At 69.7% G+C, this 19,782-nt stretch carries 16 protein-coding genes; 7 read left to right on the top strand and 9 right to left on the bottom strand.

Going from position 1 to position 19,782, the window contains the following annotated elements:
* Positions 1 to 80: 80 nt before the first annotated feature.
* From ACTJJZ_RS13640 to ACTJJZ_RS13630, 3 genes are all read left to right on the top strand, one after another.
* The gene (locus ACTJJZ_RS13640; RefSeq protein ID WP_440721728.1) at positions 81 to 2,246 is read left to right on the top strand and encodes a hypothetical protein; all 2,166 of its coding nucleotides are present in this window, start codon (positions 81 to 83) and stop codon (positions 2,244 to 2,246) included.
* A 135-nt stretch (positions 2,247 to 2,381) separates the two neighbouring features.
* Positions 2,382 to 2,777, top strand: coding sequence for a VOC family protein (locus tag ACTJJZ_RS13635; RefSeq protein ID WP_440721727.1), 396 nt, complete (start codon positions 2,382 to 2,384; stop codon positions 2,775 to 2,777).
* 118 nt (positions 2,778 to 2,895) lie between these two features.
* Complete coding sequence (locus ACTJJZ_RS13630) at positions 2,896 to 3,864, top strand: aldo/keto reductase (RefSeq protein WP_440721726.1); 969 nt, start codon at positions 2,896 to 2,898, stop codon at positions 3,862 to 3,864.
* 70 nt (positions 3,865 to 3,934) lie between these two features.
* Here the strand turns inward: ACTJJZ_RS13630 and ACTJJZ_RS13625 are convergent, their stop codons facing one another.
* The 6 genes from ACTJJZ_RS13625 to ACTJJZ_RS13600 form a co-directional block, all read right to left on the bottom strand.
* Positions 3,935 to 4,741 carry an isocitrate lyase/PEP mutase family protein gene (locus tag ACTJJZ_RS13625; protein ID WP_440721725.1) on the bottom strand — a complete coding sequence of 269 codons (807 nt, stop codon included), beginning with the start codon at positions 4,739 to 4,741 and terminating at the stop codon, positions 3,935 to 3,937.
* A 113-nt stretch (positions 4,742 to 4,854) separates the two neighbouring features.
* Positions 4,855 to 5,064 carry a DUF1653 domain-containing protein gene (locus tag ACTJJZ_RS13620; protein ID WP_440721724.1) on the bottom strand — a complete coding sequence of 70 codons (210 nt, stop codon included), beginning with the start codon at positions 5,062 to 5,064 and terminating at the stop codon, positions 4,855 to 4,857.
* A gap of 218 nt (positions 5,065 to 5,282) precedes the next feature.
* Entirely contained in the window at positions 5,283 to 7,202 is a 1,920-nt protein-coding gene (locus ACTJJZ_RS13615; protein ID WP_440721723.1) for a glycoside hydrolase family 127 protein, read from the bottom strand.
* A 5-nt stretch (positions 7,203 to 7,207) separates the two neighbouring features.
* Entirely contained in the window at positions 7,208 to 8,107 is a 900-nt protein-coding gene (locus tag ACTJJZ_RS13610) for a carbohydrate ABC transporter permease (protein WP_440721722.1), read from the bottom strand.
* A 5-nt stretch (positions 8,108 to 8,112) separates the two neighbouring features.
* Positions 8,113 to 9,030 (bottom strand): carbohydrate ABC transporter permease, encoded by a 918-nt coding sequence (locus ACTJJZ_RS13605; RefSeq protein ID WP_440721721.1) that lies wholly within the window; start codon positions 9,028 to 9,030, stop codon positions 8,113 to 8,115.
* Positions 9,031 to 9,098: 68 nt separating this feature from the next.
* Complete coding sequence (locus ACTJJZ_RS13600) at positions 9,099 to 10,397, bottom strand: ABC transporter substrate-binding protein (protein WP_440721720.1); 1,299 nt, start codon at positions 10,395 to 10,397, stop codon at positions 9,099 to 9,101.
* Positions 10,398 to 10,581: 184 nt separating this feature from the next.
* On the opposite strand from ACTJJZ_RS13600, the gene ACTJJZ_RS13595 reads away from it, so the two are divergent.
* Positions 10,582 to 11,601, top strand: a complete 1,020-nt coding sequence (locus tag ACTJJZ_RS13595) for a LacI family DNA-binding transcriptional regulator (protein WP_440721719.1) — start codon at positions 10,582 to 10,584, stop codon at positions 11,599 to 11,601.
* Between the two features lie 7 nt (positions 11,602 to 11,608).
* Here the strand turns inward: ACTJJZ_RS13595 and ACTJJZ_RS13590 are convergent, their stop codons facing one another.
* Both ACTJJZ_RS13590 and ACTJJZ_RS13585 read right to left on the bottom strand, forming a co-directional pair.
* The gene (locus ACTJJZ_RS13590) at positions 11,609 to 14,251 is read right to left on the bottom strand and encodes a family 78 glycoside hydrolase catalytic domain (protein WP_440721718.1); all 2,643 of its coding nucleotides are present in this window, start codon (positions 14,249 to 14,251) and stop codon (positions 11,609 to 11,611) included.
* 7 nt (positions 14,252 to 14,258) lie between these two features.
* Positions 14,259 to 14,849, bottom strand: a complete 591-nt coding sequence (locus ACTJJZ_RS13585) for a TetR/AcrR family transcriptional regulator (protein WP_440721717.1) — start codon at positions 14,847 to 14,849, stop codon at positions 14,259 to 14,261.
* A 108-nt stretch (positions 14,850 to 14,957) separates the two neighbouring features.
* Here ACTJJZ_RS13585 and ACTJJZ_RS13580 point away from each other — a divergent pair, with 108 nt between their 5' ends.
* From ACTJJZ_RS13580 to ACTJJZ_RS13570, 3 genes are read left to right on the top strand one after another with little or no spacing between them, the layout of a single operon-like run.
* A complete protein-coding gene (locus ACTJJZ_RS13580; protein ID WP_440721716.1) occupies positions 14,958 to 16,256 on the top strand; it encodes an MFS transporter in 1,299 nt (432 codons plus the stop codon).
* Positions 16,253 to 17,500, top strand: a complete 1,248-nt coding sequence (locus ACTJJZ_RS13575; protein ID WP_440721715.1) for a family 1 glycosylhydrolase — start codon at positions 16,253 to 16,255, stop codon at positions 17,498 to 17,500. The genes ACTJJZ_RS13580 and ACTJJZ_RS13575 overlap by 4 nt, the downstream gene beginning before the upstream one ends.
* Before the next feature lie 4 nt (positions 17,501 to 17,504).
* Positions 17,505 to 18,383 (top strand): nucleoside hydrolase, encoded by an 879-nt coding sequence (locus tag ACTJJZ_RS13570; protein WP_440721714.1) that lies wholly within the window; start codon positions 17,505 to 17,507, stop codon positions 18,381 to 18,383.
* Between the two features lie 216 nt (positions 18,384 to 18,599).
* Here the strand turns inward: ACTJJZ_RS13570 and ACTJJZ_RS13565 are convergent, their stop codons facing one another.
* Positions 18,600 to 19,454: a DUF4365 domain-containing protein gene (locus tag ACTJJZ_RS13565; protein ID WP_440721713.1), complete on the bottom strand. Its 855-nt coding sequence runs from the start codon at positions 19,452 to 19,454 to the stop codon at positions 18,600 to 18,602.
* Between the last annotated feature and the right edge of the window lie 328 nt (positions 19,455 to 19,782).

The following is a 19,782-nucleotide window of genomic DNA, read 5'->3' as shown; positions in this document are numbered from 1 at the left end:
TTCCGCGCTTGCGACGTGAGGAACGGGAAGGACACACCCAAAACCCTCCGCTTCGAAGAGGAAAAGGAAAGGGCATCACCATGAAACAACACCGCTCCGCGCTCCGCAACGCCCGATGGCGGCGTCTGGCGCCGGCCCTGGCGATGGGGGCCGTCGCGGCCCTCGCCGTCCCGGCCGCCGCCGGCGCCGACACCACCCCCACGCCGCCGCAGTACACCGCGGCGGCCACCGGCAAGATCAGCGGGTCCCTGCTGAGCGACATCGCCGGATCGGCGTTCGTGAGCAAGGACGGCCAGTTCCACTGGTCCAACGGGGACACCCCGTACGACTCGAACCCTGCGCACCACTGGGCGAGGACGTTCACGAACACCGATCTGGGCGCGGTGACGGCGGGAATCGGCTCGACGACCCAGCTGAACCAGGCACCGGCCTACTACGCGGATCCGAACACGATCTGCCATCAGCTCGACAAGGATCCGACCTTCCCGATCCCGTCGCCGCAGCAGGACGATCACTGCGACGTGATCGGCGTCTGGGTGGATGCGCAGGGCACATGGCACGCGCTCCTCAACGACGAGTACCAGTTCGACCCGTGGCAGACCAAGGGCGCGAACGCGACGATCGCAGAGAAGGTCTCGACGGGACATCACAACAACCGGATCCTGCTCGCCACGTCCCAGGACGCCGGCGCCTCCTGGCAGTACGCGGGGCCGGCTCTCACCTCGGCGTGGGACGACGACCAGGTGATCGACGCCACGGCCTCCCCCGGCCAGTCCTACCCGTTCGGCAACTCCGGCTGCCGGCTGTTCATCGATTACTCGACGGGCTACTTCTACATCACGTACAACGTGAAGATCTACAAGAAGCCCGCATCGGCGACGCTCGCCAGCTGGACCGAGATGGCGCGCGCGCCGATCAGCGGCGGCATGGCCAGCGGCACGTGGCAGAAGTGGCGCAACGGGTCGTGGTCCGAGCCGGGCATCGGCGGCATCGACGGGAACGTCAACCCGGTCGGCGGGCTGAACGTGTCCTACGACCCGGCGACGGATCGGATCGCCTGGCAGGGATCCGGCGCGAACGCCTCCGCCTCGTATGAGGCGGCCAGGGTGCAGGCCGATCACCTCATCGTGTTCGCCGACGACGCCGGCAACACCTACACGGCGAACACCCTCGCGCACACGATCGTGAACAACGCGACGGGGCAGTCCGCGCCGGATCGCACGGTCGGCTATCACGACGCGGTGACCGGCCAGGACATGACGCTCAGGGCCGTCGACGACAGGTACGAGAACGGCGTCAAGGTCGTCACGGGCGGCATCTACGTCACGCAGACCGACCCGGCCTCCGGCGCCTCGCAGACCGTCGACCTCATCACCAACAGCGCCTACTACAAGGATCCGGTCTCGAACCACCTGTACCTGCCGGCGGCCAACAACGAATCGGCCATCTCGTACAACGCGTTCTCGGGCAAGTACCGGATCGTCGGCTACGACGGCAACGTCTACGAGACGGCCGACCTCGGGGATCCGAACTCGTGGAAGGTCGTCGGGGTCATGCCCGCGGGATCGAACGGCGGCTACCTGACATCGCTCGACAACGGCAGCCTGACGAACCAGAACGTCACGGGTCGCTCGTTCCTGACCATCTCCGATCTGAGCGGCACAGTGGTCGACGTCGAGCAGACGGCCGGCTCCGGCACTGCGGCGGTCAGCTCCGAGTACCTGCCGCAGGACGTCACCGGCGATCCCGTGAGCCAGGACTCGTCGTACGTCCTCCGTGTCGGCGGCAAGGCCGTCACCGCGAACCGCGGCCCCGGCCTGGACGGCGGGAACGGCGCGGCGACCGCCGCCTCCGGCTGGAAGCTGGTCCCGGTGAAGGATCCGCGGTCGGCGGACGGCGACAACAGCGGCTTCTACCGCCTCGTCGACCCGTCCACCGGCAAGACGCTGCAGGTCTCCGGCAGCACTCCCGCGGAGCAGCGCGCGGTCGACGCCGTCGTCGCGGTGGGGGCGCAGCAGGCCGACGCGCAGCCGTTGACCGCGACGAGCCTCGGCACCCCGGGCGGCAGCGACCAGTGGTACCTGCAGCGTGTCGCCACGAGCGGCACCTCGCTGGACGGCTCCGCCACGTACCGCCTGGTCAACCGCAACAGCGGTCTGGCCCTGCAGTACGTGAACGAGCGCATGCGGCTCGAGCAGCAGGCGCCGGGCGACGCCTCGCAGTACGTCACTCTGACGCTGCGGTAGCGCCCGCCCTTCGGACGGAGGGACGGAGCCGGGACGGTGCTCGCTCACCGGCCCGGCTCTTCCGTCCCTCTTCCGTCCTGCGCCACAACGCGCCCGCCTCTGGACCAGCGCCTCCACCGGGCGCATGCTGGACCCATGACGGCTTTCCAGACCACGCACGCGTTCAGCGGCTTCAGCGTCGACGACATCGACGCGGCCCGCACCTTCTACGGCGAGACTCTCGGCATGGAGGTCTCCACGAATCCGATGGGCTTCCTCGACCTCCGCCTGCCGCAGGGCGGGTCCATCCTCGTCTACGCCAAGCCGAACCACACGCCGGCGAGCTTCACGATCCTGAACTTCCCCGTCGACGACGTCGAGGCAGCGGTCGACGAGCTGAACGCCCGCGGCGTCGTGACGAAGATCTACACGGATCCCGACTTCGGCACCGACGCGAAGGGCATCGCGCACGGCGGACCGGACCGCGGCCCCGACATCGCATGGTTCACCGACCCCGCAGGCAACGTGCTGTCGGTGCTCGCCGCGCGCTGATCGACACGGCTTGACTTCGAGCGCACTCGAAGTCGTGGCGTGGGGCGCATGCAGGACACGACGACGCGCTCGGCGCCATCGATCGCAAGATCACCCTCTACTCCGAAAGGCTCTCCTCATGAAGCAGGCACAGCTCGGCACCCTCTCCGTCGGCCGCCTCGGCCTCGGCTGCATGGGCATGTCCGCGTTCTACTCGGGCGCCGACACGGATGAGGCGGAGTCGATCCGCACGATCCACCGCGCGCTCGATCTCGGCGTCACGATGCTCGACACCGCCGAGCTGTACGGCCCGCACACGAATGAGGAGCTCGTCGGGCGCGCGATCGCCGGACGCCGCGACGAGGTCGTGATCGCGACGAAGTTCGGGATCCGGGCCGGCGCTGACGGCGGACGCCGGCTCGACGGCACGCCCGAGAACGTGCGCCGGTCGGTCGAGGGCTCGCTGCAGCGCCTCGGCACCGACCGCATCGATCTCTACTACCAGCACCGGGTCGATCCCGCCACGCCGATCGAGGAGACGGTCGGTGCCCTCTCCGAGCTCGTCGCGGAGGGGAAGATCCTGCACTACGGTCTGTCCGAGGCGGGCGAGGAGACGATCCGCCGTGCCCACGCCGTGCACCCGATGACGGCGCTGGAGACCGAGTACTCGCTGTGGACGCGGGAGCCCGCCGAGCAGCTGCTGCCCGTGCTGCGAGAGCTCGGGATCGGCCTCGTGCCGTACTCGCCGCTCGGACGCGGCTTCCTCACCGGCGCGATCCGCTCGGCCGAGGCGCTGGACGCCGGCGACTTCCGCCGCAGCAACCCCCGCTTCGAGGGCGAGAACCTCGACGCGAACCTGCGGATCGTGGACGCCGTCGAAGCCGTCGCCCGCGACATCGAGGCGACGCCCGCGCAGATCGCCCTCGCCTGGGTGCTCGCGCAGGGCGAGGACGTCGCGCCGATCCCCGGCACCAAGCGGGTCTCGCGACTCGAGGAGAACGCCGCTGCGGATGCCCTGGTGCTCACGCCGGAGCAGCTCGCGACGCTCGATACCCTTCCGGCCGCGGCCGGGGAGCGCTACGCGGACATGTCGAGCATCGGGCGCTGAGAGCCCGCCGGCCGAGNGTTCCGCGGGCCGGCGCTCACGGCTGCGGCGGCGCTCACAGCTGCCGCGGCGCTCACACCGCGAAGCGGCCCTGCACCTCGGCGTAGGGCAGCGCCCCGTCGAGGAAGCCGAGCGTGCCGGTCTCGATCAGCTCGCGGCCGGCGCGCTCGAGCGCGGTGAGCGCGACGCGCGCAAGGCTGCCGCCCAGGCTCACCCGCTTCACCCCGAGCGAGAACAGCGTCGGCGCGGGGATGAGGTTCGCGGCGAGACCGGCGACGATGTTGAGCGGCACCGGGATCTCCGCGGCGAGCCGCCGGATCGTCTCCTCGTCGTTCACGCCCGGCACGAAGACGCAGTCCGCCCCCGCCTCGACGTAGCGGTGCGCGCGGGCGACGGTCTCGGCGAACGGATCCGCCGCTCCCCCGAAGAAGTACGCGTCGGTGCGGGCGTTCAGCACGAACGTCCCGCGCGGGGCGGCGTCGCGGGCGGCGGCGATCCGCTCGGTCGCCTCGTCGACGCCGAACAGCACTCCGGCCGCGGTGTCCTCGAGGTTGCCGCCGACCGCCCCGACCTCGGTCGCGCGCAGCACCGTGCGCGCGACGTCCTCGGGGTCGTCTCCGTAGCCCGACTCGAGGTCGACGGTGACCGGCACGTCGACGGCGGCGACGATGGGGGCGACCTTCTCGAGCATGGTCTCGAGGTCGAGCGCTCCGCCGTCGGGAACCCCGAGCGACCAGGCGACACCCGCGCTCGTGGTGGCCACAGCCGGGAACCCGAGCTGGGCGAGGATCCGCGCGGATCCGGGGTCCCACGCGTTCGGGAGGACGAACCCGCTGCCCTGATGCAGGGCGAGGAAGGTTGCGGCGCGATCGGTCGACATGGGGTCACCTCGGTGAGTGGTCGTGGGGCTGATCCCGTGCCTACTCCTGCCGGAGAGGCGCGTCAACACTCGGGGACCAGATCCGCACCCCGGTCGCCCCGTGTCGAGCCGGCTCAGGCGATGCGCACGAACCGCGGCCCGCTGTAGCCGTCCCGATCGACGTGCTCCTCGAACATCGCCAGCGGCCGGGCCCAGTGGCTGTAGTCGTCGTACAGCTTGCGGTAGAAGACCAGCTCCTCCTCGGTCTCGCTGTGCCGCGCGACCGCGAAGACCTCATACCGGGCGCCCTTGAAGTGCTGATAGATACCGGGACTGACTGTCATCGTGTGCGCCCTTCCGCTGTCCCCTGCCGCCCGAGGCAAGCGCCTCAGGGAACGCTACCGCGTGAGGAACGCGGCGAGCGGTCGGGTTTCGTCTTCGGGGACGATGCCGCCGCGGACGGGTCGGCGACATCCGCCATCCGGGCGACCCGTTCCGCAGACACGACGCGCCGGTCGCGAGCCTTCACGCGGCCGGCACGCGGCAGCCCACTGGCTCGACGTCAGCGGACGTCGCCCGAGGACGTCTCCGGGATCCAGATCCGCATCGTCGAGGGACCACGGTTCGCCCAGTCGTGATACGGGATCAGCCGCACCTCGCCGGCAGAGCTCGTCGGCTCCTCGGCACCACCGTAGGGCCACGCCGCCTCGCTCCGTCGCACCGGACGCACGGGGATCCAGACGGCCCCATCGTGCTCGACGGGCGCCGCATCGCCGGTCAGGTCCGCGACATCCGCGACCCCCACGGCTGCGAGGTCCGTCGATTCGAGCGCGAGGACCTCCGGGCCGCGTTCGATCGCGAAGCACGCCCGCACGGCGTCGATCCGGCCATCGGCGCGCTCGACGCGTGGCTGCATCGGCAGGGTCAGTTCGATGACATCGCCGGCGGCGAAGGTGCGGCGAACGGCGGCGTACCCCGGGTCGACCGCCCGCGTCTCGCCGGCGTCGGTCAGCGTCGCACCTGCAGCCCACCCCGGGACGCGGAGGCCCAGCGTCCACTCCCCCGGCTCGAGGATCCGCACCCGCACGACCCCGTCCGCGGGGTATGCGGTGTCGATGTCGAACGCGACACGAGTCCCGTCGGAGAGCGTCGTCCGAACGGATGCCGGCGCGTACTGATGCAGCTGCACTCCGTCGTCGGTCGCCGTCGCCAGGTAGGCGTCGAGGCTCGCGAGGGTGCGCGCGATGTTCGGCGGGCAGCACGACACCTCGAACCACGGGGCCCGCAATGAGGAGGCCGCACGCGGCGACGTCTCCTGGGGGTCCGGCGGAGTGCCCGGCACACGCTGGTGCAGCGTGTTGGTGTAGTAGAAGGCGGTGCCCTCGGCGCTCGGCGATGTGGCGACCACGTTGTACAGCGTGCGTTCGATGAGATCCGCGTAGCGCGCGTCGCCGTCGGTGAGCAGCATCCGCCAGGCGAACATCACCGAGCCGATGCCGGCACAGGTCTCGGAGTAGGCCCGTTCCGGCGGCAGCTCCCAGTCGTGGCCGAACGCCTCGTCCTGGTGGTGCGCCCCCTGGCCGCCCGTGATGTAGGTGCGCCGCGCGATCGTTCGCTCCCACTGCCGGCGCAGAGCATCGCGCAGGTCCGCGTCCCCGGTCTCGTCGGCGACATCCGCGGCACCGGCGGCGAGATAGTTGGCCCGCACGGCATGTCCGCGCAGCACCGGGGCGTCCCGCACCGGCTGGTCGTCCTGGAAGTACGCCCGGCCGTACTCGATGTCGGCGAGGGTGCCGTGGCCACGGCGCGCGACGAACAGCGCCGCCTGGTCGATGTAGTCGCGCCGGCCGAGGGCCCGGCCGAGTTCGACGAGCCCGACTTCGATCTCGGGATGCCCGCAGATGCCCTGATTGCCGTTCTCGCCGAACGTCGCGCAGACGAGATCGGCGAGTCGGACGGCCACGTCCACGAGGCCGTCGCCGGCGTCGGGCCGGGTGCGATGCCGTGCGACCGCGGCCTGGAACAGGTGGCCGAAGCAGTACAGCTCGTGCCCCCACTCCAGATCGGACCACCGCGCGGCCTGACCGGGTCGCCCGAACTCGGTGTCGAGGTATCCGTCGGCCTCCTGGGCCGCGGCGACCCGGGCGACCACCGCCCGGAACCCGGCCTCCAGCTCCTCGTCCCCGGTGCGTCCGATCTCCCACGCGACGGCCTCGAGATACTTGTAGACCTCCGAATCGGCGAACTCCCGCCCGCGACGGCCCGCGGGAAGGAGTCCCTGAGCGGCCAGGTCGAAGTTCGGCAGCCAGCCTTCGGACTCGAGCCGCGCCGCGATGTGCGGCAGGGTCGCCGCCGCGTTGACGTCCTGCCGGTGCCCCCAGAAGCCTCCGTCGATGTGCACCTGCCCCAGACCGAGTGGCCGCAGCGCACTGCGCGAAGGCACGACGGGTGCGGCGAGGGTGGCGGAAGTGGTCATGCTCATGGATGTCATCCCTTGAAGGCGCCGGACATGAATCCGCGCACGTAGTGGCGTTGCAGAACGAGGAACAGGACGATGCAGGGCAGCGCGAGCACCACGACTCCGGCTTCGGTGGCGCCGTAGTCGATGACTCCCTGCACCTGCACGCGGAGGTTGGCGACCGCGAGCGGCAGCGTCATCTTGTTCGTGTCGGTGATGAGGATGAGGGGCGCCATGAAGTCGTTCCAGGCCGCGAGGAACGCGAACAGCCCCACGGTGATGAGCCCCGGCTTGACGGCCGGCAGCAGCACCCGCCACAGCGCTCCGAACACGGAGCATCCGTCGACCATGGCCGCCTCGTCGAGCTCGCGGGGAACGGACTCGACCGAGATGCGCATCATGAACATCGCGAACGGCAGCTGGAACATCGTGAGCACGATCGCGACGCCGACCAGCGAGTTGCTGAGGCCGACCGCGTTGAGGATCACGTACAGCGGGATCAGCAGCGTCGCGTACGGCACCATGAGGATCGCGAGGGTCGTCAGGAACAGGGCGTTCTTGCCCGGGAACGAGAAGCGCGCGAACGCGTAGCCGCCCAGCAGCGACACCGTGAGCGTCAGCAGCACGGTCAGCAGCGAGACGAACAGCGAATTCCCGAGATACACCCAGATGCCGGCCTGGTAGCGGGCCAGCGAGGCGTAGTTCCCGAAGCCCCAGCCGTGCACCTGGCTGGTGCCGGCCGCGGGCGAGACCGACGAGACGGCGGTCCACACGAGCGGATACAGGAAGATGATGGCCAGCGCAGTGGTCAGCACCCCGTACGGCGTGCCGAGCGCGGCCCGCCGCAGCGGGGAGCGGCCGGGACGCCGATGAGGCGGATCGACGCGCACCAGCTCGGTCGCGGGGAAACGGGTCTGCATGGTGGTCATTGCGGTCAGCTTTCGTCCGGGCGGCGGAAGGCGCGCAGCTGGAAGATGTTGATGACGATGAGCGCGGCCAGGATGATGACGGACAGCGCCGCGGCGATGCCGAGGTTGTTCTGCCCCTGGAACGCGACCAGGTAGATCAGCTGCACGACGGTCATCGTGCTGTTGTCGGGGCCGCCCTTGGTCAGGATGTAGAACTGCTCGAAGGCGAGCAGCGACCCGGTCACGCACATGATCGTGGTGAGCGCCAGGGTGGGGCGCAGCAGCGGGATCGTGATGTGCCGGAAGGTCTGCCAGCGCGACGAGCCGTCGATACGCGCCGCCTCGTACACCTCGTCCGGGATGCCCTGGAGGCCGACGAGCATCAGCAGCATGTAGAACCCGGCATACCTCCACACGACGAGGAACACCGTCGACCAGAGCGCGCACTGGGGCGTGCCGAGGAAGTCGAAGCCCCACGCCTTCATCAGGCTCGCGAACGGGCCGGCGTAGGGCGAGTACAGCACGTAGAACAGCAGGGATGCCGATGCCAGACCCAGCGCGCTCGGCACCAGGAACGACGTGCGCAGGATCGACTTCCACCGCGTGGACTCCTGCACCAGCATCGCGAGTCCGAGGCCGATCAGCAGCAGCAGGATCGTGGTGATGACCGTGTACTCGACCGTGAACCCGATCGACGGCCAGAACAGGCGGTGCGCCACGGCCTGTGCGTAGTCGGTGGGCATGTTCCAGCCCTGATCGCCGGCCAGCAGCGGCCAGTCGGATGCCGACATCCGGAACACCAGCAGCAGCGGCAGGACGAACACGAAGACGACGAAGAGCGCGGTCGGGGATGCGAACGCCCATCCCTGCCAGGCTTCGCGCCGGGCCCGCGTGGACCGGCGCGGCTTCGCTTGGGTGGCGCGCACGGCGACATCGGTGGACATGGGAACCTTCCTGGTCGGAGCCGGATCGGTCCCGGGGACGCGCCGCGACGCGCCCCCGGGAACAGGTGTCACTGCTGGCCGAGCACCTGTGTGATCGCGTCGTTGTCGGATGCGACCTTGCTGTCGGTGTCGCCGAGGACGGCGTCGCGCACCAGGGTCACCCACTGGCTGCCCGGCGCGTTGAACGCCTGCTGGAAGTTGAGCGCGACGGGCGTCTCGCCCTGACCTGCGACCTTGTTGATCGTGATCAGGCGCGGATCCTTCGCGGAGTACTGGTTGTCCGCGAGGTCGGAGCGCGAGACGACGTCGTCGTCCTTGGCGAGCACGCCCACCTGGGCCTTCTCCGACATCATCCAGCTGAGGAAGTTCCACGCCTCGGCGGCCTTGGTCGAATCCTTGGAGACGCCGATGCCGTCACCGCCGACGAACGTCGAGGCGCCACCGGTCGTGCTCGGGATGCCGGCCACGCCCGCGTCGAACGGCGTGGAGGACAGCAGGCTGGCCGGATAGAGCATCAGGCCGACCTTGCCCTGGGTGAAGCCCGCGGTCCACGTGGCGCCGGACTCGTCCTTCGAGCTGGGCAGCACCGCACCGGCCTTCCACATGTCCGCCCACGTCGAGTACACCGACTTGGCGGTGTCGCTGGCGAGCATGGACTTGCTGCCCGCGCTGTTCATCACCTGCTGCTTCGCCGCCCAGATCTGCGGGAACCAGGTGAAGACCAGGCATCCGCCGCAGTTCAGGCCCGTCGCGGTGCCCGAGATGCCTTTGCTGCCCAGCTTCGACTGGATCTGCTTCGCATCGGTCGCGTACTCGGCCATCGTCGTGGGAGCCTTCTCGGGGTCGAGACCGGCGTCCTTGAAGATCTGCTTGTTCCACATCATCATCGACAGGTCGAGCACGAACGGCAGAACGTGCTCCTTGCCCTGATAGGTGCCGGCGGCGAGGTGGCCCTTGTTGATGGAGTCCTTGTAGGACAGGCCGTCGACCTGCTTGGTGATGTCCTGGAACAGGCCCTGCTTCACCCAGTTCGGCACGTACACGATGTCGGCCGCGAACAGGTCGGGCAGGCCGTGCGATCCGGCCGCGGCACCCACCTTCGCGACATAGTCGTCGTTCGGGACGACGGTGAGCTGGACCTGGTTCTTGTGGGTGCTGTTGTAGGCCGCGACCAGCAGCTTCGCCTGCTTCTCCAGGGGTGCGCGCGTCCAGAGCGTCAGCTTCGCGCCGTCGTCCTTTCCGCCGGCGGGGATGGCGGCCGTGCCGGGAGAGGTGGCGGCGCTGGAACACGCGGCGAGGCTGCCGATCAGCGCGCCGGTGGCGACGACCGCCGCCAGGGCCCGCCAGCGGCGTGCGGAATGGATCATGGTGCTGGTCTCCTCATTGCTCGTCTTTGAGCGGACCTCCCCCGGGAAAGGGACCGGGCCGCCGGTGCTGGGTGCCGGGTTTCGAAATTTCCGAAACCCATTTCGGTACGCTAACCGGGGCCCAGGGATGATGTCAAGAGAATTTCGCGATAACGTTTAGACAGGGACGAAAGCGAGGGTGGAGATGAACGCATCGGCTCCCCGAGCGGCGACACTGAGTGACGTCGCACGTCGGGCGGGCGTCTCGATCGCGACCGCGTCGAAGGCTCTGAACGATCGGGACGACGTCTCGCGGGCCACCCGGACGCGCGTCCTCGCCATCGCGGAGGAGCTCTCGTTCACGCCCAACGCAGTGGCACGGGGGCTCCTGGCCAGGCGCACGGGCACCGTCGGGCTGCTCACGAGCGACCTGGAAGGCCGCTTCATGATCCCGATCCTGATGGGAGCCGAAGACGCCTTCGGTGCCGGTCAGGTGAGCGTCTTCCTGTGCGATGCCCGGGGCGACAGCATCCGAGAGCAGCACCACCTCAAGGCGCTGCTCAGCCGCCGCGTCGACGGCATCATCGTGGTGGGTCGGCAGACGGACCCGCGACCCTCACTGGGCGAGGACATCCCCGTTCCGGTCGTGTACGCCTACGCACCATCCGACGACCCGCGCGATCTCTCCCTCACTCCGGACAACCGGGCCGGCGGGCGCGCGGCGATCGAGCATCTGATCGCATGCGGCCGCACGCGGATCGCGCACATCACCGGCGACCCCGCCTACGCCGCCGCGCAGGACCGCCTCGAAGGGGCGCGCGCCGCGCTGGCGGACGCCGGCCTCGAGCTCGTCGGGGAGCCGATGTTCTCGGCCTGGACGGAGCACTGGGGCCGCGACGCCGCCGCGATGCTGCTCGAGCGGCATCCCGACGTGGACGCGGTGTTCTGCGGTTCCGATCAGATCGCGCGCGGCGTGCTGGACATCCTCCGCGACACGGGCCGTCGCTGCCCGGAGGATGTCGCCGTCGTCGGCTACGACAACTGGGAGGTGCTGGCCACCAACTCCCGCCCGGAGCTCACCAGCATCGACGCCAACCTCCAGGAACTAGGACGACAGGCCGCACGCCGCGTGTTCGAAGCGATCGACGGAGCCGACATCGGCGACGGCGTGCACCATCTGCCGGCCCGGCTCGTCATCCGCGGGTCCACCGTGGCCCGGCAGTAGGACGGACTCAGGCCACGGACGGGGCTTCGAAGGTCTCCGGAGGCGCCGCCGCCTCGTCGGGCACGAACCGGCATTCGAGGCGGTGAACGCCCGAGGCGACGATCGCGGGCGCCGAGCCGTCGGGGAGGAGCACCTCGGCCGTCGTCGAGGGAGGGACGACCACCTCGAGCGAGAACCGCTGCCCCTCGAGCGACCAGGAGACGGCCAGCCGGCCGTAGGGCGTCTCGTGCGAGGCGCGGACCCAGCCGAGATCCGGCGACGGCAGCGGTGCGATCCGGCTGTGCCGGTAGCCCGGCGAGAGCGGCGCGAGACCGGCGACGCGGCGGTGCAGGAAGTCGGCCACCGACCCGAAGCTGTAGTGGTTGAAGCTCGTCATCTCGCCGGGGTTGATGCGCCCGTCGGGCAGCATCGAGTTCCAGCGCTCCCACACGGTCGTCGCGCCCATGGTGACCGCGTACAGCCAGGAGGGGCACTCCGTCTGGAGCAGGAGCCGATACGCGGTCGAGACGTGACCGGTGTCCGCGAGTGCGTCGCAGACCCACGGCGTGCCGAGGAAGCCGGACCCGATCCGGAAGCCGTCCGCGGCGACCTGACCCGCGAGGAGCTCGCCGGCGTGATCGCGCTGCTCCGGGGAGAGGAGGCCGAAGGCGATGCCCAGCGCATAGGCGGTCTGCGAGGGGAAAGCGGCGCGGCCGGTCGGCGTCACGTATTCGTCGCGGTAGCGGGTGGCGCACCGGTCGGCGAGCTCCGCGTAACGTCGGGCGGCGTCCGTCTCGCCCAGGACGTCGGCGGTGCCGGCGAGGATCCGGGCCGAGCGTGCGAGATAGGCCGTGGCGACCGCCTGCCAGGGCAGACGGGCGGCCCACGGCTGGTCGTCGGGCGCGGACGAGTCGAGCCAGTCCCCGAACGACATGCCGCCACCCGGGAAGTCGATGCGCGCTCCGGCGCGCGCGGCGAGCGCATCCACCCAGGCGGTCATCGAGGCCCACTGACGACGCAGGATTCCTTCGTCGCCGTACCGTTCGTAGAGCGTCCACGGCACCACGGTCGCCGCGTCGCCCCAGCCGGCCTCCGCCTCCAGCGGCGGCAGCTGGGGGTCGACGTCGGCCCACGGGATGTAGACGGGGACGTCCCCGTCCTGGCGCTGGTCCGCGGCGAGGTCGGCGAGCCAGCCGCTGAGCATTCCGCCGGTGTCGTAGAGGTAGGCGGCTGTCGGTGCGAACGTCTGGAGGTCACCCGTCCAGCCGAGCCTCTCGTCGCGCTGCGGGCAGTCCGTGGGGACGTCGAGGAAGTTGCCCCGCATCCCCCAGACCACGTTCTCGTGCAGACGGTCGAGCAGAGCATGCCCGGTCTCGAACGTGCCGAGCCGGCGCATGTCCGTATGCAGCACCAGGGCCTCCAGGTCGTCGGCCGTCGGCTCGCCTGGCCATCCCTCGACCTCGGCGTAGCGGAACCCGTGGAAGGTGAACTCCGGCTCCCAGGTGAACGCCTCCCCCGCGCAGATCACCTCGTCGGTCGCCCGCGCGCGGCGCAGGGGCCTCACGCCGAGCTCCCCGCCCTCGAGGACCTCCGCGTGGCGGAAGGTGATCACGGTTCCCGGCTCGGCGGCGGGGACGCGGACGCGCAGGCGCCCGACCAGATTCTGTCCGAAGTCCACGAGCAGCTTGCCCGACGGCGACCGGAACAGAGACCGGGCCGGGAGGACCTCGGTCCTCCTGACCGGCGGCCCGTCCGGCGCGACGAGACGGGAGAGGTCGAAGGAGGTCACCGCGACCGGGTCCCAATCGCTGTCGTCGAACCCCGGCTCGGCCCAGTCGGCGAGCTCACGCCGGGCGTCGTACGTCTCGCCCATGTACAGATCGGCGCGGGTGACCGCACCGAGAGCCGAACGCCAGGATCCGTCGGTGCCGACGACGGTGCGGGAACCGTCGCGGTGCTCGACCTCCAGCTGCACCAGAGCGGCGGTCGTGTCGCCGTAGACGTCGCGGAGGCCGCCGAAGCCGAGGTAGCCCCGGTACCATCCGTCGGCGAGCTGGACGGCCAGGACGTTGGCGCCCTCGCGGAGCTGGGACGTGACGTCCCAGGTCCGATAGCGGAGCCGTTCCGCGTAGCTCGTCCATCCCGGGTGGAGGACGTCCTCGCCCACTCGGCGGCCGTTCAGCCGGAGGGTCATCACCCCGTGCGCGGTCGCGCGCACGCGGGCGCGGGCGACGTCACCGGGAATCGTCACCACCCCGCGCAGGCACGCCGCGGGCTCACCGCCGTCGCCGGCGGACGGCAGCACCGGCGAGATCGGCACGGCCTGCCAGAGATCCGGATCGAGCAGGCCGATCTCCAGCACCGTCGGCTCGCTCCACGGCCCCGGCCGGCCTGCGGACCCTCCCCAGACCCGCACGCGGACGACGCGGCGAGCGCGGCTCCCCAGCCGTTCGGCCGGCCACCCGACGAGGATTTGATCCGGCGATTCCACGCGCCCCGTCGTGAAGACCGGAACCACGTGGTCCGGGTCGGCGACCTCCAGCTCATAGGCGGCCTGGGCCCACCCGGGCTCGTCGGTGTCGGTGACCCAGGACAGGCGCGGCTCTGCCTCGCCGATCCCCAGCGGCTCGCGGTGGTGCTCGACGGTGACCGGGCGGGTGACGATGCTCATGCTGCTCCTACAGGGGTTGGACGAGGTACGCGCCGATGAACCGGCGGACGTCCTCGGCCATGTCGACGTCGAAGCCGTTGAGCCAGAGGAGCTCGAGACCTTCGGTCATGGCGAGGATGGACAGGGCTGCCTTGCGCGGATCGACGTCGGCGCGGAGCCCGCCGCTCTCACGGGTCTCCTCGAGAGCGGCCGTGACCGCGTCCGCGATGCGCTGGAACCGCTCGCGGAAGTGATCGTGCGCCGGGTGCGCCGGGTCCGTGGCCTCCGCGGAGAGGATCGTGTAGAGCTGGACGGCCCCGCGCTGTCCCGCCTGGGCGCGCGAGATGTCGACGAGGCCCGCCAGGAAATCGCGGCCGGTCCGTCCCTGCAGGGTGCTCTCGGCCTTCTGGTCGCGGCTGTCGAGGACCGCCTCGAGAAGGGCGAGCTTGCCGCCGGCGAAGTGATGCAGGAGGCCGGTCTGCGTCATCCCGACCGTCCTCGCGATCTCGTTGACGGAGGTCGCCGTGTAACCGCCGCGGGAGAAGACGTCGAAGGCCGCCTCGATGATCTGCGCGCGTCGATCGGCGGACTTGCGGTACTCGCCTCTGGGACCTGCCATGCCAGCACGGTAGCACCATCGGAACAAAAAGTTGAAACCCTTCAGATTTTCGTGCTAGCTTCGCCGTCAACCGCCGATAGCGGCTGGAACTCAAGGCAAGGAAGCCCGATGACCACCTCCCCGTTCTCCCGCGAGTCTTCGCTCGCTGACCCCACCCCTACCGAAGCGTTCGACCCGCGGGTCCGCCCACGACGCGGTTTCGTCTTCTTCCTCGTCGCCGCCTCCGTCGGCTCGGGCGCAGCCCTGCTCACAGCCGCGCTGCTCACGCTCACGCTGAAGGCGGAGGCCATCGACGCCCGGAGCGCGACCAGCATCATCTCGCTGTCGAGCAGCATCGTCGGCGTTCTCACGCTGGTCGCGCTGCCCGCTCTCGGCGCGCTGAGCGACCGCTCCCAGCTGCGGATCGGGCGGCGCCGCCCCCTCCTCATCGCCTCGGCCGCGTTCTTCGCGCTCGGCGGCATCCTGCTCATCACGGCTCCGAACGTCGCGCTGTACGTGCTGGCGCACGTGTTCCTGACTCTGGGCAACGTGGCCTCCGTCGTCGCCGTCACCGCGCTCATCGCCGACCAGCTCCCGCCGAACCGTCGCGGCCCCGCCTCGGCCTTCGTGAGCCTCTCGACCGCGATGGGCGCCCTCCTCGGCATGGCCGTCGCCCAGCCGTTCGGCGCCGACCTGCTCCCGCTCGTGGGCATCCCGACGGCGCTCGGGATCATCGGCAACCTGCTCCTCGCCCTCGTCGTCGCAGACCCCCAGGTCCGGGTCGTGCGGGCGAAGGTCGACCTGCGCAAACTCCTCAGCGTCTACTGGGTCAACCCGGTCCGGTTCCCGGACTTCACGTGGGTGTTCACGAGCCGCATGCTGGTCTTCTCGGGTGTGGCCGCGCTCAACGGATACCAGGCGATCTTCCTGCTCATGCACCTCCACCTGAAGCCCGCCCAGCTGGGCAGCGCGATCCTCGCCACCGTCGTGATCAACGTCGTGATCTCGCTGCTCATCGCTCCGCTGATCGCGAAGCTCAGCGACCGTCTCGGCGTGCGCAAGCCCTTCATCGTCGTCGCGGCGATCATCCTCGGCGCCGGGCTGATCTTCGCCGCCATGGCTCCCACCTTCCCGCTGTACCTCGTGGCATGCGGCGTCGTGGCCATCGGCCAGGGCGTGTACTTCGCGGTCGAGCTCGCCCTCGCGACACGCGTGCTGCCCGACCCCGACAACCCGGCCAAGGATCTCGGCATCATCAAGGTGGCAGACAACCTGCCCGTCTCGATCGTGTCGGCGCTCGCGCCTGCGCTCCTCGCGGTCGGTGTGGTCACCGCCGGGAACCAGAACTTCGCCGCCCTGTTCCTCGCCGGCGCGATCTCCGCCGTGCTCGGCGGCATCGTCATCCTGTTCGTGAAGGGGGCTCGATGAGCACCGCATTCCCGCCCGGATTCCTCTGGGGCGTCGCCATGGCCGGTCATCAGAACGAGGGGGGCAACGTCGACAGCGACATCTGGTTCCTCGAGCACACGACGCCGACCCTCTTCCGGGAGCCGAGCGGCTCGGCCTGCAACGGCTACGAGCTCTGGCCCGCCGACCTCGACACGGTCGCCGGCATGGGTCTGACCGCCTTCCGGTTCTCCGTCGAGTGGGCACGGATCGAGCCGCGGCGGGGAGAGGTCTCCGAAGCGGCACTCGACCACTACGAGCGCGTGATCGACGGCTGTCACGAGCGAGGTCTCGCACCGATCGTCACCTTCAACCACTTCGCCTCGCCGCACTGGTTCTCGGCGGCCGGCTCCTGGCTCGCGCCGGACGCCGCGCAGCTCTTCGCGGCGCAGTGCGACCGGGTCATGGGCAGGTTCGGCGATCGGATCACCGCGGCAGTGACGCTCAACGAGCCCAACCTCGAGCAGCTCCTCCAGGCCGGCGGCAAGCTGCCTGCCGAGGCGGAGGCGGTGAAGATCGAGATGCTCGCGGCCGCGGCTCGCGCTGCCGGCAGCGACAGGTACTTCGCCTCCAACGTGATCCCGGCGGCAGCCCAGGACGACTTCCAGGCGGGTTTCACCGTCGCGCATCGCGCAGCGCGGGAGGCGATCAAGGCGCGCCGCGGCGACCTCCCGGTCGGCGTCTCGATCGCGATGAGCGATGAGGTGGCCCTCCCGGGAGGCGAGCACCGCCGGGACGCGCGACGTGCGGCCGTGTACGACCACTGGCTGCGGGTGGCGCGCGACGACGACTTCATCGGCGTCCAGAACTACGAGCGCACGTATCACGGCCCGGACGGTGAAGTCGTCCCCGACGGGCCCCGCAACGGGATGGGGACCGCCGTCGAGCCCGCGTCGCTCGCGGGAGCCGTACGGTACGCGCACGAGGTCTCCGGCGTGCCCGTGCTGGTGACCGAGCACGGGATCCAGACCGAGCACGATGAGCTGCGTGCCGGCTTCATCCCTGCCGCCCTCGACGCGCTCGGCGAGCAGATCGCCGGGGGCACGCCCGTCCTCGGCTACTGCCACTGGACGCTGATGGACAACTTCGAGTGGATCTTCGGCTACGGACCCGAGCTGGGCCTTCTGTCCGTGGACCGGAACACGTTCGAGAGGACCGCGAAGCCGAGTGCCGGCGTCTTCGCCGAGCAGGTCTCCCGGCTGCGCTCCGCGCCCGTCTCGGTGTGAGCGGATGCGGTACCACCTCGAGCGGCACCGTGTCCTGATCGACAACGACTGGGCGGGCGACCCCGACGGGCTCGCGGCGCTCGCCCATCATCTGCTGTCCCCCACCGATGAGGTCGTCGCCGTGACGAGCTCCTCGCTCAGTCCGGTCTTCGGCGACCCGGCCGGAACCGCCCTGCAGGGCGCGACAGCGGCAGATCAGCTGCTGCGACTCATGGGTGAGGATGGTCCGGGCGCGACCGCCCCGGGCCGCGATGAGGTCTTCCGCGGAGAGCGTCGTGAATCGGCTGCTGCGGCACGAATGGTTCAGGAAGCGCGCGGGAGTCGCGAAGGCTCCCCGCTGCTCATCGTCTGCGGCGGCCCGCTCACGAACGTCGCCGACGCCCTCCGCACCGATCCCGGCATCGTCGACGCGGTGACACTGGCGTGGGTGGGCGGGTCCGCCGACCCCGGCCAGTTCGAGTACAACCGCGACACCGACCCGGCAGCCCACGACTTCGTCTTCTCGCACGACGCGTTGACCATCTGCTCATTCCCGCTGGAGGCGTACCGGAGCATCTCGCTCACCGTGGCGGAGCTCGAAGACCGGCTCACCTCGGCGGGCGCGATCGGCGCGTGGCTCTGGGAGCGCTACGCGAACCTGCCGCTGCCTCCCGGCATCGTGGTGGACCCGATCTGGCCCCTCGGCGACAGCGCGCCTCTTGCGCTCTCGGCACTGGGACCGCAGGCTGCCACCTACCGGCCGGATGGACCCCACCGTTTCGTCTGCGATCGGGTGGAGGGGCGGCTCATCATCGAGGACTTCTTCGCCCGTCTCCGGCTGCGGTCGCGAAGATGCGCCGAGGCAGAGGCCGCATCCCGGATCGACGGGCCGCGCGACGGGTGATCCTTCGGGTCCCCGCCACCTGTGCCGGGGACTCCGAGTTCTTCAAGCCGGATGACCAGCCGTGGTGCTCTTCAGTGGTGCCCCATAGTGGCTGGGATATCGAGAAGCGTACGTACACCGATCTGCTCCGGGAGTACGACCAGACCCGACATCCGTCACGCCTGGCCGAATTCGTACCCGTCGTGCACGTGAGCCGAACCAGCGCCAGATGGTGCGCTATAGGGGCGATCCCCAGTAGATGGAGGCGTTCGCGACGATGTATTGCTTCAGGTTGTCTGTCTCGTCGGGATGTGCGTCGTTCGGCATCGCAAAGCCGAAGCCGGAGAGCAATTCCTTCAGCGTAACCGGCGGTTCGTTCGCCGACCGCACCAGCTTGTTGAGGGCAGTCAGGTGCTCGACAACAATGACCATCGCCAGGAACTCGTCGAACTCACGATAGGCCGTCAGGACGTAACGTCCCATCGGGTCGCCCATGTGGTACATCGTCGGCGTCGTCTTGAGCGAGCCAGTGCCTCGTGACAACTCGAAGGCGATCCGTGCGTCATCCCTAGCAGCCCCTTGCATCGCCTCCCGCATCACGACGCGATGGCGATTTGGCGAGTCGCGAAAGGCGCCAGTAGCGGCCACCGCGCGGCGTGTCGCGAACCTCGAGATCCGCTCGAATGCGCCTGTGTCGAGTACCTGTGATGACGGCACCAGAATCTTGGAAGCGCCACTCATCGTGCGCTCGAGCGTCTCAGGCACGACACGGGCCCAATAGGTGTTGCCGTCTCGGTCGTCGTGCAACGCGAGGACGACCGGAAGCGAGTGTCCGAGCCAGTAGTTCTCGTGCTTCTCATCGACGTAGAACCACCAACCGGCTTCAGTTGCGTGGGCAAAGTACGAGCTGCCGGTCTTGACTTGGATGGCAAGCAGCCTGCCAGTCGCATCATCTCGTTCGTCCGTGAACTCCAAATGGATGTCCACGCCGAAGTCGTGCGTTGTCTGCTCGCGACTGATGACCCCAGCCTCGTTCGCCGCTTTCCGCACCGCGAGGACCCCGGCATCCTCGGTCCTCCATTGGCTCCCCACGACGCCAGCCTACAAGTCCGCCCAGGTCGCTGAACGGCTCGGGGACGACCCGCGAACCGTCCTCCCCGCCTATGTCCACGTGCTCGGAGAGCAGCAGAACATCGAGGCGCTGAAACGCCTCAATCGCCAGCCGGGCTCCCTCGGGACCCCTGTGCCAGCGAAGACGACGACAGCAACGAGGACGAGAAGGGATCAAAGACACGGAAAACAGTCTTTGATCCGGTAAAAAATGGCGGAGACGGAGGGATTTGAACCCTCAGTCCCCTTGCGAGGACTCCACCTTAGCAGGGCCTTTTCAGGCACTCAGGTCGCGTGATCCTGCGGGCGA

The organism is Microbacterium sp. 22242, assembly GCF_052045495.1.
GTDB lineage: Bacteria > Actinomycetota > Actinomycetes > Actinomycetales > Microbacteriaceae > Microbacterium.
The sequence above is the reverse complement of the archived record's forward strand: the minus strand, read 5'-3'. Positions and strand labels throughout refer to the sequence as shown.

Coding starts and splice junctions, on each gene's coding strand:
- ACTJJZ_RS13640 (WP_440721728.1), top strand. CDS start 81: ATGAAACAACACCGCTCCGCGCTCCGCAACGCCCGATGGCGGCGTCTG.
- ACTJJZ_RS13635 (WP_440721727.1), top strand. CDS start 2,382: ATGACGGCTTTCCAGACCACGCACGCGTTCAGCGGCTTCAGCGTCGAC.
- ACTJJZ_RS13630 (WP_440721726.1), top strand. CDS start 2,896: ATGAAGCAGGCACAGCTCGGCACCCTCTCCGTCGGCCGCCTCGGCCTC.
- ACTJJZ_RS13625 (WP_440721725.1), bottom strand. CDS start 4,741: ATGTCGACCGATCGCGCCGCAACCTTCCTCGCCCTGCATCAGGGCAGC.
- ACTJJZ_RS13620 (WP_440721724.1), bottom strand. CDS start 5,064: ATGACAGTCAGTCCCGGTATCTATCAGCACTTCAAGGGCGCCCGGTAT.
- ACTJJZ_RS13615 (WP_440721723.1), bottom strand. CDS start 7,202: ATGAGCATGACCACTTCCGCCACCCTCGCCGCACCCGTCGTGCCTTCG.
- ACTJJZ_RS13610 (WP_440721722.1), bottom strand. CDS start 8,107: ATGACCACCATGCAGACCCGTTTCCCCGCGACCGAGCTGGTGCGCGTC.
- ACTJJZ_RS13605 (WP_440721721.1), bottom strand. CDS start 9,030: ATGTCCACCGATGTCGCCGTGCGCGCCACCCAAGCGAAGCCGCGCCGG.
- ACTJJZ_RS13600 (WP_440721720.1), bottom strand. CDS start 10,397: ATGATCCATTCCGCACGCCGCTGGCGGGCCCTGGCGGCGGTCGTCGCC.
- ACTJJZ_RS13595 (WP_440721719.1), top strand. CDS start 10,582: ATGAACGCATCGGCTCCCCGAGCGGCGACACTGAGTGACGTCGCACGT.
- ACTJJZ_RS13590 (WP_440721718.1), bottom strand. CDS start 14,251: ATGAGCATCGTCACCCGCCCGGTCACCGTCGAGCACCACCGCGAGCCG.
- ACTJJZ_RS13585 (WP_440721717.1), bottom strand. CDS start 14,849: ATGGCAGGTCCCAGAGGCGAGTACCGCAAGTCCGCCGATCGACGCGCG.
- ACTJJZ_RS13580 (WP_440721716.1), top strand. CDS start 14,958: ATGACCACCTCCCCGTTCTCCCGCGAGTCTTCGCTCGCTGACCCCACC.
- ACTJJZ_RS13575 (WP_440721715.1), top strand. CDS start 16,253: ATGAGCACCGCATTCCCGCCCGGATTCCTCTGGGGCGTCGCCATGGCC.
- ACTJJZ_RS13570 (WP_440721714.1), top strand. CDS start 17,505: ATGCGGTACCACCTCGAGCGGCACCGTGTCCTGATCGACAACGACTGG.